At 75.0% G+C, this 16394-nt stretch carries 15 protein-coding genes; 8 read left to right on the forward strand and 7 right to left on the reverse strand.

Annotated features, from left to right (window positions below; all coding sequences use genetic code 11):
• Positions 1-134: 134 nt before the first annotated feature.
• Entirely contained in the window at positions 135-1616 is a 1482-nt protein-coding gene (locus tag Q1K26_RS24715; protein WP_300017793.1) for an MFS transporter, read from the forward strand.
• Between the two features lie 94 nt (positions 1617-1710).
• Here the strand turns inward: Q1K26_RS24715 and Q1K26_RS24720 are convergent, their stop codons facing one another.
• Positions 1711-2541, reverse strand: coding sequence for an LLM class F420-dependent oxidoreductase (locus Q1K26_RS24720; RefSeq protein WP_300017796.1), 831 nt, complete (start codon positions 2539-2541; stop codon positions 1711-1713).
• 180 nt (positions 2542-2721) lie between these two features.
• Here Q1K26_RS24720 and Q1K26_RS24725 point away from each other — a divergent pair, with 180 nt between their 5' ends.
• Positions 2722-4293, forward strand: coding sequence for an FAD-dependent oxidoreductase (locus tag Q1K26_RS24725; protein WP_300017799.1), 1572 nt, complete (start codon positions 2722-2724; stop codon positions 4291-4293).
• A complete protein-coding gene (locus Q1K26_RS24730; RefSeq protein WP_300017802.1) occupies positions 4290-5867 on the forward strand; it encodes a bifunctional 3'-5' exonuclease/DNA polymerase in 1578 nt (525 codons plus the stop codon). The genes Q1K26_RS24725 and Q1K26_RS24730 overlap by 4 nt, the downstream gene beginning before the upstream one ends.
• On the opposite strand, the gene Q1K26_RS24735 is transcribed toward Q1K26_RS24730, so the two are convergent.
• A complete protein-coding gene (locus Q1K26_RS24735; protein ID WP_300017805.1) occupies positions 5852-6271 on the reverse strand; it encodes an SRPBCC domain-containing protein in 420 nt (139 codons plus the stop codon). The genes Q1K26_RS24730 and Q1K26_RS24735 overlap by 16 nt on opposite strands.
• Before the next feature lie 20 nt (positions 6272-6291).
• Positions 6292-6711 carry a DUF6855 family protein gene (locus tag Q1K26_RS24740; RefSeq protein WP_300017807.1) on the reverse strand — a complete coding sequence of 140 codons (420 nt, stop codon included), beginning with the start codon at positions 6709-6711 and terminating at the stop codon, positions 6292-6294.
• Positions 6712-6775: 64 nt separating this feature from the next.
• Between Q1K26_RS24740 and Q1K26_RS24745 the strand changes: the two genes are divergently transcribed.
• The 3 genes from Q1K26_RS24745 (at position 6776) to Q1K26_RS24755 (ending at position 10491) form a co-directional block, all read left to right on the forward strand.
• Complete coding sequence (locus Q1K26_RS24745; protein WP_300017810.1) at positions 6776-7465, forward strand: HTH domain-containing protein; 690 nt, start codon at positions 6776-6778, stop codon at positions 7463-7465.
• 389 nt (positions 7466-7854) lie between these two features.
• On the forward strand, positions 7855-8256 hold the full coding sequence (locus Q1K26_RS24750) for an SRPBCC domain-containing protein (protein WP_300017941.1): 402 nt from the start codon (positions 7855-7857) through the stop codon (positions 8254-8256).
• A 357-nt stretch (positions 8257-8613) separates the two neighbouring features.
• Positions 8614-10491 carry an HNH endonuclease signature motif containing protein gene (locus tag Q1K26_RS24755; RefSeq protein WP_300017812.1) on the forward strand — a complete coding sequence of 626 codons (1878 nt, stop codon included), beginning with the start codon at positions 8614-8616 and terminating at the stop codon, positions 10489-10491.
• A gap of 323 nt (positions 10492-10814) precedes the next feature.
• On the opposite strand, the gene Q1K26_RS24760 is transcribed toward Q1K26_RS24755, so the two are convergent.
• Positions 10815-11693 carry an SGNH/GDSL hydrolase family protein gene (locus tag Q1K26_RS24760; protein WP_300017815.1) on the reverse strand — a complete coding sequence of 293 codons (879 nt, stop codon included), beginning with the start codon at positions 11691-11693 and terminating at the stop codon, positions 10815-10817.
• A 147-nt stretch (positions 11694-11840) separates the two neighbouring features.
• On the opposite strand from Q1K26_RS24760, the gene Q1K26_RS24765 reads away from it, so the two are divergent.
• On the forward strand, positions 11841-12998 hold the full coding sequence (locus Q1K26_RS24765) for a cobalamin-independent methionine synthase II family protein (protein WP_300017818.1): 1158 nt from the start codon (positions 11841-11843) through the stop codon (positions 12996-12998).
• A gap of 50 nt (positions 12999-13048) precedes the next feature.
• Positions 13049-13504 carry a pyridoxamine 5'-phosphate oxidase family protein gene (locus tag Q1K26_RS24770; protein WP_300017821.1) on the forward strand — a complete coding sequence of 152 codons (456 nt, stop codon included), beginning with the start codon at positions 13049-13051 and terminating at the stop codon, positions 13502-13504.
• A gap of 432 nt (positions 13505-13936) precedes the next feature.
• Here Q1K26_RS24770 and Q1K26_RS24775 read toward each other — a convergent pair whose 3' ends face one another.
• The 3 genes from Q1K26_RS24775 to Q1K26_RS24785 all read right to left on the reverse strand — a co-directional run bounded on the left by Q1K26_RS24775 (position 13937) and on the right by Q1K26_RS24785 (position 16340).
• Complete coding sequence (locus Q1K26_RS24775) at positions 13937-14068, reverse strand: hypothetical protein (protein WP_300017824.1); 132 nt, start codon at positions 14066-14068, stop codon at positions 13937-13939.
• Between the two features lie 74 nt (positions 14069-14142).
• Entirely contained in the window at positions 14143-15171 is a 1029-nt protein-coding gene (locus Q1K26_RS24780) for an acyl-CoA dehydrogenase family protein (RefSeq protein WP_300017827.1), read from the reverse strand.
• On the reverse strand, positions 15171-16340 hold the full coding sequence (locus Q1K26_RS24785) for an acyl-CoA dehydrogenase family protein (protein ID WP_300017830.1): 1170 nt from the start codon (positions 16338-16340) through the stop codon (positions 15171-15173). The genes Q1K26_RS24780 and Q1K26_RS24785 overlap by 1 nt, the downstream gene beginning before the upstream one ends.
• Positions 16341-16394 lie beyond the last annotated feature (54 nt).

Below are 16394 nucleotides of genomic sequence, written 5' to 3' on the forward strand. Positions count from 1 at the left end.
ATCCGATACCCGAGGGCGGCGTAACCATGTCCAGAAGATCGTCGGTAAGCCGTATGCGGGAAAACCGCACGTACGGATTGAAAGGGGGATGGGGAAACAGGACCGCTACGCGGTCCCTGCGCCCCTGACTACCAATGACGAGCCCCGGTGAGCTGCGGATGGGCACCCCGGCCGGGCGGTGGGTGCTGTTCACCACCGTCCTCGGCTCGGGCCTGGTGATGATCGACGGCACGGTCGTCAACGTGGCGCTGGAGGCGATCGGCGCCGAGTTCGGCACGGACTTCGCCGGGCTGCAGTGGACGGTGAACGCCTACGTATTGACCCTGGCCTCGCTGATCCTGCTGGGCGGCTCGCTGGGCGACCGGTTCGGGCGGCGGCGGGTGTTCCTCGTCGGCGTGGTGTGGTTCGCGCTGGCGTCGCTGCTGTGCGGCCTCGCACCGAACATCGAGACGCTGATCGCGGCGCGGGCACTGCAGGGAGTAGGCGGGGCGCTGCTGACCCCCGGCAGCCTCGCGCTGATCTCCGCGTCCTTCCACGGCCCGGACCGCGCCAGGGCCGTCGGGGCCTGGTCGGGCCTGGGCGGCATCGCGGGCGCGGTCGGCCCGTTCCTCGGCGGGTGGCTGGTCGAGTGGTCGTGGCGGGCGGTGTTCCTGATCAACCTCCCGCTCGCCGCGCTGATCGTCGCCGTCGCGCTCAAGCACGTGCCGGAGAGCCGCGACCCCGACTCCGCACCGGGTCTGGACGTCAGCGGCACCGCGCTCGCCGTGGTGGGGCTCGGCGCGCTGACGTACTCGCTGACCGGACTCGGTGAGTCCGGACCCACGCCGTCGCTGCTGGTCGGGCTCGCCGTCGGGATCGTGGCGCTGGCGGTGTTCGTGCTGGTCGAGCGCCGCTCCCCGCACCCGCTGGTGCCGCCCGTGCTGTTCGGCAACCGCACGTTCAGCGCCGCCAACGGCGTCACCCTGCTGATCTACGGTGCGCTCGGCGTGGTGTTCCTCCTGCTCGTGCTGCAGATGCAGATCGTGGCCGGGTTCAGCCCGCTCGCCGCAGGCACGTCGCTGCTGCCCATCACCGCGATCATGCTGGTGTTCTCGGCCCGGGCGGGGGCGCTGGCCGGGCGGATCGGGCCCCGGTTGCCGCTGACGATCGGCCCGCTGATCAGCGCGGCCGGGCTGCTCCTGCTGCTGCGCGTCGACGCCACCACGTCGTGGGTCACCGAGGTGGCACCCGCGGTGCTGGTCTTCGGTGCCGGGCTCGCCCTCACGGTCGCCCCGCTGACGGCCACCGTGCTCGACGCCGCCCCAGACCGCTACGCGGGCTCGGCCTCGGGTGTCAACAACGCCGTGGCCCGCGCGGCCGGGCTGCTCGCGGTCGCCGTGATCCCGGGCGTCGCGGGCATCGGTGGGGCCGACTACACCGACCCCGCGGCGTTCGACGCCGGGTTCCGCACGGCGATGGTGATCGGCGCGGGCCTGCTCGCCGCGGCCTCGGTCACCGCGTTCGCGCTGATCCGCACGCCGCTCGCCGCGGAGCCCGCGCCCGCGCGCGTACGGATCGAGGAGTGCCTGCACTGCGGCGTGGGCGGGCCGCAGTTCCATCCGGCGCACGAGCGCTGACCACGCCCCGGCCCCATCACCGCGTGCTGCGGTCCGATGCGTGCACGGCACCTCCGGGGTGTCCGCGGTGCCGTCCGGCACCGGAGCCGCGACGTCACCGCAGCTCCAGCGCCTCCGAGAGCGCGCCCAGTGCGGGCAGCGGTTCGGGACCCAGTACCTGCGCGCAGACGTGGTCGGCCCCGGCGGACACGTGCTCGGCCAGGCGCGCGGCCACCGCGCCCGCGTCACCATGGGCGACGAGGGCGTCGACGAGGCGGTCGCTGCCGCCGTCGGCGATGTCGTCCTCGGTCCAGCCCAGGCGCAGCAGGTTGGACGTGTAGTTGCGCAGGCCGAGATAGGGCCGGGCCACCACCGGACGCCCGATCGCGCGGGCGCGTTCCGGGTCGGTGTCGACGACGACCTTGTGCTCGGGAGCGAGCAGGACCCCGTCGCCGAGCACGGCGCGGGCCTCGCGGGTGTGCTCGGGCGTGGTCAGGTAGGGGTGCGCACCCGCGGTGCGCTCCGCGGCCAGGGCGAGCATCTTCGGGCCCAGCGCCGCGAGCACCCGGCGATCCACCGGCACCTGCGCGGCGTCGAGCGCGTCGAGGTAGGCGACGACGGTGGCGTAGGGGCGGCGGTAGTCGCTGATCGCCTCCGGGTGCCCGATCCCGACACCGAGCAGGAGGCGTCCGGGATGCTTCACCTCGATGCGGTGGTAGGCCGCCGCCACCTCCGCGGCGGGTGTCGACCACATGTTGACGATGCCGGTGGCCACGGCGATGTGGCTCGTGGCGTCGAGCAGCGCCTCGATCTGCGCCAGGTCCCCCGGCGGGGACCCGCCGATCCAGATCGCGCCGTAGCCGAGCTCCTCGATCCGCGCCGCGAGCTCCGGCGAGCTCTGGTCCTGCCGCTGCCAGATCCCGAACGTGCCCAGTGCGACCGTCATGTTCGCTACGAACCGGCCCGGTGGCCGCGGCATTCCGCGATGATCGCCCGGATCGGGACATGAGCTGCGCATGTGCACGCCGTGTCCCGCCGGCGCCGATCATGGGAGGGCAGGGATCTCCGTCCCGCGGGCACCGGCCGTCCCGGGCGGCCGTCCGTGGGCCCGCATAGGGTCGCTGGCGTGAACGAACTGCTCGCCCGCGCCGCCCCCGGCCGCATGCGCCCCCGCGTGCTGGTCCCCTCCGACCCGCGCCGTCCGCGGGAGGCGCCCGCCGGCACCGAGGCCGTGGTCGTCGGCGGGGGGATCGCCGGCGTCGGCGCGGCCACCGTCCTCGCCGAGCGCGGCGTCCGCGTCACGCTCGTGGAGGCCGCGCCCACCCTGGGCGGGCGGCTCGGTGCGTGGCCGCACACGCTGCCCGACGGCACCGAGCAGGTCGTCGAGCACGGTTTCCACGCGTTCTTCCGGCACTACTACACCTGGCGCGCGCTGCTGCGCCGCGTCGATCCCGAGCTGTCGTTCCTGCGGCCGGTCGGGGGCTACCCGGTGATATCGCGGGAGTGGCCGCCGGAGGACCTCACCGGCCTGCCCGGCGCCCCGCCGCTGAACCTGATCCGCCTGTTCGCCCGCTCCCCCAGCCTGGGCCTGGGCGACCTGCTCGGGTCCGACCAGGGAATGGCCGCGCAGCTGCTCGCCTACGACCGCGACGCCACCACCGCGGCGTTCGACACCACGCCCGCTGCGGACTTCCTGCGCGACCTGCGGATGTCCGACCGCGCCCAGGCGATGCTGTTCGAGGCGTTCGCCCGCTCGTTCTTCGCGCGCCCGGGGGCGCTGTCGGCGGCCGAGCTGATCGCGATGTTCCACTTCTACTTCCTCGGCAACCCCGAGGGCATCGGCTTCGACGCCCCCGACACCGACCACCTCACCTGCATCTGGGCACCGTTCGCGGCGCACCTGCAACGCCACGGCGCCGAGCTCCTCACCCACCACCGGGTCAGCGCGATCACGCCGGTCGACGGGCACTTCTGGCAGGTCGAGATCGACGCGGCCCCCACGCTGCGCACCCGCCACCTGGTGCTCGCCACCGACCCGGGCGCACTGCGCGACCTGGTCGCCGCCTCGCCGGACGCCCGCGACGCCGCCCCGCGGCTCGCGCGCAAGGCCGCGGGGATCGAGATCGCGCCACCGTTCGCGGTCACCCGGCTCTGGCTCGACCGCGATGTCGCCCCGGACCGCGCGACGTTCAACGCTGTCAGCCGCGAGCCCACGCTCGACTCGGTCACCGTGTACTCGCGCCTGGAGGCCCCGTCGGCGGAATGGGCGGCGCGCACCGGCGGCTCGGTGGTGGAGCTGCACTCCTACGCCTGCGACGCACCCGACGTCGACGCCGCGACCGCGCGGATGCGGGCCGAGCTCGCCGCGCTCTGGCCGGAGACCGCGGACGCGCAGGTCGTGCACCTGCAGCAGCGCATGCAGGCCACCGCGCCCGCGTTCCCGCCGGGGAGCGCGGGCACGCGGCCCGCCGTCACCGGCGACGCGCGCGGCGTGCGCATCGCGGGCGACCACGTCGAGACGCCCTACCTCACCGGCCTCATGGAACGCGCCGCCGTCACCGGGGTGCTGGCCGCCAACGACATCCTCGACGAGGTCGGCGCCGCGCCGGAGGAGATCCGGGGCGTCCCGCAGCGTGGCCTGCTCGCCGGGATGCGGTGGCGGCGCCGGGCCGCACCGGAACCCGCCCCGCCCCGGTGAGGATCGCGCTCGACCCGGGCGGTCGCGACGCCCCGGCCCGGGTCCAGCGCCTGTGCGACGACGGCACGCCCGCCGGGGCCCCGGAGCCGCTGCCGCACCTGCGTGCCGTGGCCGACCTGGAGCGCGAGCACGCCCCGCGCTGGGTGCTCGCGCGCCCGCGCACCTACCGGGCGCTGCTCGACGCCGGGGTCCGGGTGGGCCGCGCCCACGACGTCGAGCTGGTGGAGGGCATCCTCGTCGGTGCGGACGGCCGCTCCGGCGAGCCGCACGGCCTCGCCGCCGCCGCCGCGCGCCTCGCCGGGCGTGTGCCCGACCCCGATCCCCCGCTGGACGACGACGGCCCACCGGCCCTGTTCACCACCGGCCCGGAACGCGACGAGCTCGCCGACGTCGTGGCCGTGCACGCCGCCCAGCTGCCCCGCCTCACCGACCCGCGGCTCCGCCTGCTCGCCGCCGCGGAGTCCGCGGGCGGGCTGGTGGCCGAGGAGATGCGCGCCCACGGGCTGCCGTGGCGCGCCGACGTCCACGACGCCCTGCTCACCGAGCTCCTCGGCCCCCGCCCGGTGCTCGGCGGGCGCCCGCCGAAGCTCGCCGCGCTCGCCGCGCAGGTCGGGTCCGCGTTCGGGCGGGAGGTCAACCCCGACTCCCCCGCCGAGGTGCTGCGCGCCTTCGCCCGCGCCGGCCACGAGCTGACCACGACCCGGGCCTGGGAGCTGCGCGGTGTCGACCATCCGGCCGTCGCACCGCTGCTGGCCTACAAGGAGCTGGCGCGCCTGCACGCCGCGCACGGTTGGGCCTGGCTGGACACCTGGGTCCGGGACGGCCGGTTCCACCCGGAGTACGTGGTCGGCGGGGTGGTGTCGGGGCGCTGGGCCACCCGCGGCGGCGGCGCGCTGCAGATCCCCCGGCCGGTGCGGGCCGCCGTGCGGGCCGACCCGGGGTGGGCCCTCGTCGTCGCGGACGCGGCGCAGCTCGAACCGCGCGTGCTCGCCGCCCTGTCCGGTGACCACGCGCTGGCCCCGGGCGAGTACGACCTCTACACCGCGCTCGCCGCCCGCGAGTTCGGCGGCGACCGGGGCCGGGCCAAGCTGGCGCTGCTCTCCGCGATGTACGGCGCGAGCGGCGGGCAGGCGGGCGAGCTGGTGGTGCGCCTGCGGCAGCGCTTCCCGTGGGCGATGGCCTATGTCGACGGCGCGGCGCGCGCGGGCGAGCAGGGCCGGCTGGTGCGCTCGCACCTGGGCCGCACCTGCCCACCGGCCCGCCCCGGCGACGAGGAGCCGGCCGCGGCGCGGGCCCGCGGCCGGTTCACCCGCAACTTCGTGGTGCAGGCCACCGCGGCGGAGTGGGCGCTGGTCCTGCTCGCCGAGCTGCGGCTCCTGCTCCGCGACGGCCCGGCCGAGCTGGTGTTCTTCCAGCACGACGAGGTGCTGCTGCACGCCCCGGCCGCGCTGGCGCCGGCGGTGGCCGAGGCGGTGTCGGCCGCCGCCGACACCGCGGGCCGTCGGCTGTTCGGCGACACGCCGGTGCGCTTCCCGCTGCAGGCCCGGGTCGTCGACGGCTACGACGAGCGCTGAGCGCGGGCCTCCGCGGCGGTCTTGAGCCCGTCGGCGAACTGCACGAACGACGGCGTCAGGTCGGGGATGCTGCGGCAGATCAGGCCGGAGAGGGCGCCGCTGAACTCCTCGGTCATCGTGAACCGGGTCGCGTCGCCGTCGGGCTCCAGCAGATAGGTGCGGTTGCCGCGGAACAGCCCCAGCGGCATGCCGTCGGACCACACCATCCGGTTCGGGGCCGTCATCTCCGCGACGGTGACCGAGAACGTGCGCTTCGGCGCCGCCACCGACACCAGCCGGACGGTCGAGCCGAGCGCGATCGGGCCCTGGATGTCGATCACCGCCGGGTTCCAGTCGCGGTAGGTCGCGGCGTCGGTGAGCAGGTCCCAGACCGCGTCGGGGGGCGCGTCGATCGTCCGGGACACGCTGTAGCGCCTGGCGACCATCAGATGGCCCGCATCCGGTTGTTGCGCGCGTTGTGCTCCACCTCGGCGAGCCCGAGCGCCTCGAGCACCGGGGGCAGGTAGTTGCCGAAGCGCCCGCGCAGGCCCTTCTTGAACCCGTACCAGCCACCGACCGGGTTGTCGGCCGAACGTCCCCACGCCTCGACCGTGCCCTCGGCGGCCGGCTTCTGCTCGTCGGCGTTGCCCAGGGGCATCCAGTCGCCGTGGGCGGTGAGCATCGCGTGCAGGTCCTCGACGGCCGACAGGTGGTAGCGCAGCTGGGTCTTCCCGACCTGGACGACCAGGGCGGGCGGCTCGGCGTCCGGGTCCCGGTAGGCCTCGAAGGCGCTGCTCCCGGGCGGGGTCGTCAGCTTCCAGGGGTCGGCAGGGGTGCCGCTGCCGTCGACGTCATCAGTGGTCACGAGCGGGACCATGCCAGGCTCAACCGGACATCTTGTGTCAGGTTCGGCCGGTAGCGTGTCGCGGGTGCGGGCGGCCAGGGCGCTGGAGATGCTGATCCTGCTGCAGCGACACGGCCGGATGACCGCCCGAGAGCTGGCGCGGACGCTGGAGGTCACCGAGCGGACGGTGCTGCGCGACGTGGAGGCGCTGAGCGAGGCCGGCGTCCCGATCTACACGACGCGCGGATCGGGCGGTGGCATCGCGCTGCTCGACGGGTTCCGGACACACCTGACCGGGTTCACCGCCGAGGAGGCGACGGCCCTGTTCCTCATCGGCCAGCCGCAGCTGGCCCACCGGCTCGGGCTCGGCGTCGCGACCCGCAACGCCCGGCACAAGCTACTCGGCGCGCTGTCTCCGGCGCTGGCGCGGCAGGTCGAGCAGCTCGGAACGTGGTTCGTGCACGACCCCGACCCCTGGACGGGCCACCGCGTCCCGCACGGCGAGCTGCGCCGGCTCGCGCGCGGCGTCCAGCAGCACCGCAGGGTCGAGATCTCCCTCGCCGGGCGCCCGACCGTCGCCGTCGAGCCGCTGGGCCTGGTGCTCAAGGCCGGGTCGTGGTGGCTCGTCGTGACCGGCCGGGACGGCCCGGCCGAAGCGCTGTGCGTGGACGACCTGCTGGGCCTGCGGCTCACCCGGCACCGGTTCACCCCGCCCGCCGACTTCGACCTGGCCCGGTTCTGGGCGGGCCGCGCCACCCCTCGACCGGACGGCTGACAGTCGCTGTGCGCTCCACGAGGTGGATGCGACCCGACCCGGCGGGCGATGGCGCACAGCCTGTCCGCCGAGGTGCGAGCTCGCCGCCCCGCACCCGATCTCGTCGGCCGCGGCGTCCAGGCACGTCACGGTGCTGGAGCGGGCCGGGATCGGGCAGCGCACGGTGCAGGGGCGCCGGCACGTGTGCCGCCGCGACGCCGCCCCCGCTCGCCGCCGCGACCGACCACCTGCGCCGCGACGAGACGTTCTGGACCGACCGCCTCGACGCCCTCGAACGCTTCGTATCGGAGGAGACATGACCGACGACGCACGCACTCCCGCGGAGGAGCCGACGATGACCGAGCCGGTCACCGCCACCGTCGCCCACCGGGTCGTGGTGACCCGGACCCCTGCCCACCACCCCGGACGCGCTCTACGCGGTGTGGACCGAGCCCGAGCTGATGCGCCGCTGGTACGCCACCGTCGTCGACGCCGACGTGCGGGTCGGCGGCCGGTTCGCGATCGAGATGCACGAGGACGACGGCACCGTCAACGGCTTCACCGGCGAGTACCTGGCGCTGGTGCCCGGCCAGCGGGTGTCGTTCACCTTCACCCACCACTCCCAGATGCCGGAGAGGCGGATCAGCGACGAGGTCGTCACCGTCACGTTCCGGGAGTCCGGTCCGGGCCGGACCGAGGTCACGCTGGTCGACACCTGGACCGGGCCGGCCGCCGAACCGTCCGAGTACGACCTGCTGCGTGAGGGCTGGGACCTGTGGCTCGACCTGCTGGAGAAGTCCGGCCTCGGGTGAGCGGCGCGACGGCTACCGTCGGGTCGGCCTACGAGCCGCACGGCCGGGGCCGGTCCCGATGTGGTGCAGCGGGCGAGCCGGAATCGACCGGGAAGCGACCACCCTCGATCTTCAGCTCGCTGTCGACGATTCGCGCCTCCACCTTGGCCGGCGCGGGCGGCGGCCGACCTCCACGTCGCTCGGACGCGCGAGCAGGTGGGTCGGCGAAGCCACGGTGCCCGCAGCCGCGGCGCCGGTGGAGACCCGTTCTTCCGGAGCTGCGCGAGCCCACGACGCCCGAACCCCGTTCGTCGCATGTCGCCGACCGTAGGCCGTCGAACTGGCGATTCTGTCAGGAGTCGAACGTATGATCGATCCATGCAGGCAGTGGCGACTCTTCCCGACGGCCTGGCGGATCTCCCGCCCGGTCCGGGGCTCGCCGCTGCCCTCGATGAACTGGACCTGTCCGTTGTGCCCAACGACCGGATGCCGGAGCTGCTGGGCGCGCAGTACCGGCAGCTGTGCCACGAGCAGGCCCGGATGGCGGCGGTGATCGCCGAGATCGGGCGCTGCGAGGGCTACCCCGGTCCCGGCACGGTGCGGCGTCTGGATGCACCCGACCGCTACGCCCCCGACGAGACCCGCGCCGCCCTGCGCTGGACCCGCGCCGCCGCCGACCGCGAACACGAGCTGGCCGAGACCGTCGTGCACGGCATGCCCGCCCTGCACGCCGCCTGGTCGGCCGGGCTGGTCGACCGGCCACGGGTGCTGGTGTTCGACCGCTACCTGATGGGCCTGGATCCCGCCCAGGTCTCGGCGATCTGCCGGGCGGCGCTGCCCCGCGCGGCGACGCTGACCACCGGCCAGTTGGCGGTGCTGCTGCGCCGCATGGTCCTCGCCGTGGACCCCGAGGCTGCGGCCCGCTGGTATCGGAAGGGGGTGCGGGAACGCAACGTGGTCGCGGTGATGGGCCCCGACGGCACCGTCACCATCAGCGGCAACGGCCTGCCCGCCGACGAGGCCGAGGCCGCGTGCCTGCGGGTGCAGGAACTGGCGGCGGCCGCGAAACGGGCCGGGCACCCGGGGCTGATCGGGCAGATCCGGTCCGACCTGTTCCTGGGCCTGCTCGACGGTCGCTTCCACGCGATGGACTCCGCCCGCGTGATCGCCACTCTGATCGCGCAGTACCGGCCCGACCGGACCGGCCCCAGCGACGTGCCCGACGACAGCACCGAAACGGTGGCGACGGATGCGGCCCGGCCCGGTCCGGTGCAGCCCGGCACGGCGGGACCCGCTGCGGCATCGCTCGGCATCGCGCCGCCGAGCGCCGCACAGCCAGACGCCGCACAGCCCAGCGCCGCACAGCCCAGCGAGAGTCGGACCGAGGAGGGAGGTGGGGCCGGGGCGGGCGGGGCGCAGTGCGGGATCGAGATCCGGGTCGCGTTGTCCACCCTGCTGGGACACGACGAACACCCCGGCGAGATCCCCGGGCTCGGGCTGCTCCCGGCACCGGACACCCGGGCCCGGGTGGCACTGCAGCGGCGGGCGCAGTGGCGGTTCGCGGTCACCGACCCCGACGGTCGGCTGCTGACCGAGGGCGTCACCCGCCACCGCCCCGCCGCGGTCGGGGGCCTCGCCGTCCGGCGCGACGGCCCGCCGGGCGGGATCGTCGAGCTGCACCTCCCGGTCGCGCTGCTGCACGAGCTGGTGGCCCGGGGCCCGGCGTCCCCCACGCACTGGGCCGGGGTGGTCGCCGACATCGCCGCGCAGCACGCTCGCCGCCTCGACCACCTCGCCGATCTCGACGCCCGTCCCGGCGCCCGGTTCCCGGGCGCGGCGCTGCGCCGCCACACCGAGATACGCGACCGCACCTGTTCCTTCCCCGGCTGCCGGCACCGCGCGCACATCTCCGACATCGACCACACGCGCGACCACGTCGACGGCGGCCCCACCACCACCGCGAACACCGGACCGGTGTGTGCGCACGACCACGACGTCAAGCACCGCGGCGGCTGGCGGCTCACCCAACCCGAACCGGGCCGGTTCGTCTGGCGCAGCCCGCTCGGCGGCGAGTACGCCACCCGCGGCGAGTTCCTGCTCCCACAGCTGCCCGACCCGCACCCCGTCGACCTCGGCCCCCACTTCGACCAGCCCACCCGCACGCTCGACGGGCCGATCCTGCGGCCGTGTCGACCCGTGGAGCGTCCCCGCCCACCCCCGGCGAAGCGGGTCCTCCCCGACGATCCGCCGTTCTGAGTCGACCAGACGAGTGCTGGTCGTGCGGCCGGAGCCACCCGGGGCCACACACCGCGAACCGGTTCGACGCTCGGCGACGCCATCGGTCGGGTATCGGGGCAGTCGGCGGTCTCCGTGACCCCGGGGCAACACGCCGGGTGACCGGCGCACCCCACCGTCCCGAGACGCGACCCCGCTCGGCGAACAGGCCGTCGCCCAGAGAGCTCCGGTACGGGCCGCTTCGGACGCGACGCGGGTGAACTCGTCGCCGTTGAGGTTGCCCAGGATCGCCGAGTCCGGCAGCGGGGGCCGAGACGACCGGCCGGTGCGGGGCAGCTCGGATCTCAGCCGAGCTCGCCCAGCACCGCCTGCGCCATGGCGCGCATGCCCAACGCGTTCGGGTGTACGGGGGCGGCGGGTGCCGTCGGCACCAGTCCCTCGATCCACTTCGTACCCGGCAGCCGGCAGATGTCGTGCCCGATGAACGGGGTGTAGGTGTCGACGTACTCGACGCCGGCCGCCTCGGCCTCCTCGGCGAGCATCGCGTTGAGCGCCTTCTCGGTGTCGCGCAGGTAGGCGACGTCACCCGAGCTGAACGGCACCACCGGGAAGCAGCCACGTCCCTCGGGCAGGATCGCCGGGTAGCCGACGAGCAGGACGTCCGCCTCCGGGGCCCGGTCCTCGATCGCCCCGAGCGCGGCCGCGATCTTCGGGGCCGTCCCCTCGATGCGCGCCGCGAGCTCGTCCTCGCCGCCGGCGGTGAAGAACTCACGGCAGGCGGCGCCGAGCGGCTTCCTCGGGGAGCGGGCCGCGCACTCGGCGACGATCCCCGCGAAGCCGATGTCGTTGCCGCCGATGGACAGCGTCACGGCGTCGACGTCCTCGTCGAGCGCGTCGAGCTGGGGCGGGTTGGTGCCCGCGCCGGTCGCCTGGGGCGCGAAGAGGTCGTCGGTGGTGGCGCCGCTGCAACTGACGTCGTCGAAGCGGGTGGCACCCGCGTTGCCGGCGACCAGCGCGGGGTAGTTGCGGGTCGACCGCAGGCAGCCCGGCGGCAGGCCGGTCTGCAGCGGGATCAAGGGGCCGGCCGCGTAGGAGTCGCCGAGCGCGACGTAGCTGCCCAGCTGCGCCTCGGCCGGCGCGGCACCGGCCGGGGTGGCCAGCACCAGCCCCAGGGCCATGACGGTTGCCGGGACGAACAGGGACGCCATGCGGGCCGGGGTCATGCGGGTCACGCCCGTCAAACGATCACCCGGTGTCGGGGATACTGCGGCATCGGGCGCATCCGCACACCCGCCGGGCCGGGGACCCGTTCCCCTGCGCGGAACGTGGACCTGTCGGCCCGGGCCGCACGCTCCTACCGTCCGGGAACCATGCAGCGCAGCAGCGAGCGGATCCTCACCACCCACGTCGGCAGCCTCGCCCGGCCCCGTGACCTGCTGGAGGTCATGCGGGAGAAGGAGCACGGCCGCCCCTACGACCACGACGGCTACGTCAAGCGCGTCACGACCGCGGTCGCGGACGTGGTGTCGCAGCAGGTCGACGCCGGGATCGACGTCGTCACCGACGGGGAGATGGGCAAGGTCAGCTTCCTGACCTACGTCAAGGACCGGCTCTCCGGGTTCGACACCGCGTCCGGCGAGAAGCTGATGCCGCCGTCGTGGCAGGTCGAGATCGACGCGTTCCCCGAGTACTACGCCGGCTACCTGGGCAAGTACACCGAGCAGGTCTCCCCGATGACGACCATGGTGTGCACCGGCCCGGTCACCTACGTCGGCCAGGAGCAGCTCGCGACCGACATCGCCAACCTGCGTGCCGCGCTGGACGGCCGGGGCGTCACGGAGGCCTTCCTGCCCTCCACCAGCCCCAGCGGGTTCGGCCGCAACGAGCACTACGGCTCGTCCGGCGAGTACCTGGAGGCCGTGGCCGAGGCGCTGCGCGAGGAGTACCTGGCGATCGTCGACGCCGGGTTCCTGCTGCAGGTCGACGACCCGTGGCTGATCGAGTACCTCTCGGAGAACCCGGCGACCACACCCGAGCAGCGCCGGGCCGACGCCGAGCAGCACGTGGAGATCCTCACCCACGCGCTGCGCGGCATCCCGCGCGAGAAGGTCCGCCTGCACACCTGCTACGGCCTCAACCACGGGCCGCGCGTGCACGACCTCGACCTGCGCGACATCGCCCCGCTCATGCTGAAGATCCCGGCCGGGGCGTACTCGTTCGAGGTGGCCAACCCGCGCCACCAGCACGAGTGGAAGATCTGGCGCGACATCCCGCTGGAACCCGGCACGATCCTGATCCCCGGGCTGCTCGGGCACGCCACCAACTACGTCGAGCACCCGGAGCTGATCGCCGACCAGATCGAGCTCTACGCCGGGATCGTCGGGCGGGAGAACGTCATCGCCGGGGCCGACTGCGGGTTCTCCTCGCGGGCGAGCTTCGCCCCGGAGGTGCACCCCAGCGTCGTCTGGGAGAAGTTCCGGGCGCTGTCCGCGGGGGCCCGGATGGCGAGCGAGCGGCTCTGGAGCTGACCGGGGCCGCCGCCGACCGGTCCCCTCCCGCGGGTGTGAGGATGGCCGGTATGAAGGAGCAACGCCGCGCCCGCGCCATCGCCATGAGCCCCGCCGAGGTGGACACGTTCCTCGCCGAGGAGCGCACGGTCCGCGTGGCCACCAACGGCACGCACGGGCCGCACGCCACGCCGCTGTGGTACGTCTGGCACGGCGGGGCACTGTGGCTGACCTCGCTCTCACGTAGCCAGCGCTGGGCCGACCTGGCCGCCGACCCGCGGATCGCCGCCGTCGTCGACGCCGGGGAGGACTACGCCGAGCTGCGCGGTGTGGAGCTGCGGGGGACGGTCGAGGTGGTGGGCGAGGTGCCACGCACCGGGGAACCGGTGCCGGAGCTCGACGCCCCCGAGCAGGCCTTCGCCGACCGCTACACGGGCGGCACCGTGCACCACGACGGCCGGCACGCGTGGCTGAAGCTGGTGCCGGAGAAGATCACGAGCTGGGACTTCCGCAAGCTCGGCACCTGACCGCGCCGGACGGCCAGCCCGCGCCGGACCGGTCAGGCCGCGCCGGTGACGACGCCGTCGAGGAGCCGGCGCAGCCGGGTGCGGTCGCTGCCGGTGTGCGCCGCCCGCGACGCCGCGACGTTCTCCGCCGGGTCCATCGCCGCCCAGCGCAGGCGGCGGTAGCCGGCCGCGCGGCCGAGCCGGCCGAGGAAGGCGCGCTGGGTGCGGCCGTCGCGCTCCCGGAACGGGTGCAGCGCGCGTTGACCTCGGCGAGGAGCCAGGCCGGCGCGTCGACGACGGTGGCGCGGTCGAGGCCGCGGAGGTGGCCGTCCCGGGCGAGCTGGGCGAACAGGAGATCGCCCCGGCTGCGCAGGTCGTGCGGCGAAGATGTGCCGGTGGAACGCGGCCCGCGCAAGTGCGTCGCGGTCGGTCAGTCCGAGCCGGTCGCGGACATCAGGCGAAGGCCCGCACCGACGCCAGCGCATCGTCGACGGCCTCGCGACGCTGCACGGCCTCGCCCAGGCTCCGGTGGTGCTCCACCGACATGGCGACGGCCTCGGGCCTGCGGTGCGCGCCCACGAACACCGGCCCGGAACCCGGCTCCTGCCGGCCTGGCCGCCACCCTCAAGCGGGTGCATGCGTACGCACCCGGGTACGCGTCAGGGCGAGCCGGTGACCATCGGCCACAGGGCGTCCGGGCCGGCCGCCAGCACGGTGGTGCCCAGCTCGGCCTGCCAGTGGGCGTCGCTGCCGTCCTCGTCGCGCCAGGCCCAGAGTCGCGTGGTGAGCAGCCGCAGGTCGTGCTCGCGGGTGAAGCCGATCGCGCCGTGCACCTGGTGGGCGATGCGGGCCACCTCACCGGCCGCCTCGCCGGTGCGTGCCTTGGCCGCTGCGACCGCGAACGCCGTGGCCGGGGCCCCGAAACCCTCCCGCTCGGCGGTGGACGCGGCGGCCGACGCCGCGGCCCCGGCCGCCGCCACCTCCGCGGCCGCGAGCGCGAGCTGCTGCTGCACCGCCTGGAACCGCCCGATCGGGCGCCCGAACTGCACCCGCTCCCCCGCGTACCGCACGGTGCGCGCCAGTGCCCCGCGCGCGGCCCCGGCGAGCAGCTGCGAACGGCCCAGTGCGGCGCGCAGCCGCAGCTCCGCGTGGCAGGAGGCGAGCGAGGACGACCAGGCGTCGATCGGGACCGTCGCGTCCACGGCCACGGTGTCGCGGGGCTCCTCGGCGAGGTTCGCCCCCTCGGTGACGGTCACCTGCGCGGGCCTGAGCAGCACGACCTCCGCCCGCGTGAGCAGCACGATCCCGGCCGCGTCGCGGGCCCACGGGACGCCCGTGACGGTGCCGCCGACCCCCAGCCGCACCTGTCCGGCGTCGCGGACCGACAGCTCCCCCGACACGACCGTCAACGGTCCCGCCGGGATCTCCATCCGGTGCACGTTCAGCAGCCACGCGGCCAGCTCGGTCTCCACCAGCGGCACCCGCGCGGCATGGGCGCCGGCGGCCTGCCACACCGCGGCGGCGTCGGTGAGCGTGCCGCCGCTGCCCCCGGCCGCCTCGGGCAGGGTCATCCGGGCGAGTCCGGTCTGCTCGAGCGTCGTCCACAGCCCGGCGTCGAGACCGGTGCCGGACGCGGCGGAGTCCGCGAAGATCGACTCCGCGAGATCCAGGAGATCCTGGTCACCCATCAGCGCAGCCCCATCCCGCGCGCGACGATGCCGCGCAGCACCTCGTTGGTCCCGCCGCGCAGGGTGAACCCCGGGGCGTGCAGCACGGCGTCGGCGAGCAGCCGGGCGAACCCGGCCTCCGCGCCGGGATCCGGCGGGATCGCCACCAGCGTGCGGGCGGCGTCGACGATCTCGTTCTCGAACCGCGTGCCCAGGTCCTTGACCACGGCCGCGGCCAGCTCGGGCGCCTCCCCGGACTCCAGCGACCCGGCCACGGCCAGCGACATCCGCCGCAGCGTCCACAGCCGCGACACGATCCGCCCCACCTCGCGCTCGACGCCCGGCTGCGCGCTCAGCTCGCCGAGCATCGACGTGAGCAGCGGGAACGTCGACAGGAAGCGCTCGGGGCCGCTGCGCTCGAACGCCAGCTCCCCGGTGACCTGGGCCCAGCCGCCGCCCAGCTCCCCGAGGACCTGGTCGTCGGGGACGAACACGGCGTCGAACACGACCTCGTTGAAGTGGTGCGCCCCGGTCAGCAGCGGGATGGGGCGGATCGTCACGCCGGGCGAGTCGAGTTCGACGATGAACTGGCTCAGCCCCGCGTGCCGGTTCTGCTCGTCCCGGGGCGCGGACCGGGCGAGCGCGAAGAACGCGTGCGCGTGGTGCGCGCCCGAGGTCCACACCTTGGTGCCGGTCAGCTCCCACCCGCCGTCGACCTGCACGGCCTTCGTGCGCACCGCCGCCAGATCGGAGCCCGCGTCGGGCTCGCTCATCCCGATCCCGAAGTAGCACTCGCCCGCCGCGATCCGGGGCAGGTAGCGCTGCCGCTGCGCCTCGGTGCCGAACCGCATCAGCGTCGGCCCGATCTGCCGGTCGGCCACCCAGTGCGCGGCCACCGGCGCCCCCGCGGCGAGCAGCTCCTCGGTGACGACGTAGCGGTCCAGCGCCGAGCCGCCGTGCCCGCCGTAGGCGACGGGGACGGTCATCCCGAGCCAGCCGCGACGGCCCAGCTCGCGGGTGAACCGCTCGTCCCAGCCCGAGAGCCACACGTCGGCGCGTGGGCGCCAGAGCCCGGCGGCGCGCTCCTGGTCGAGGAACGCGCGCACCTCGGCGCGCAGGGCCGCGGCCCGCGGCGGCAGTTCGGTCGGCGGCGGCACCAGCGCGGGCAGCCGGCTCAGGGTGGAGGTCACCGCCCCATCCTGCGCCATGCGGGCACGGCGGGCAGCCCGCACACACCTGCCGGC

The sequence above is a fragment of the Pseudonocardia sp. genome, assembly GCF_029263155.1.
Taxonomy (GTDB): Bacteria; Actinomycetota; Actinomycetes; order Mycobacteriales; family Pseudonocardiaceae; genus Pseudonocardia.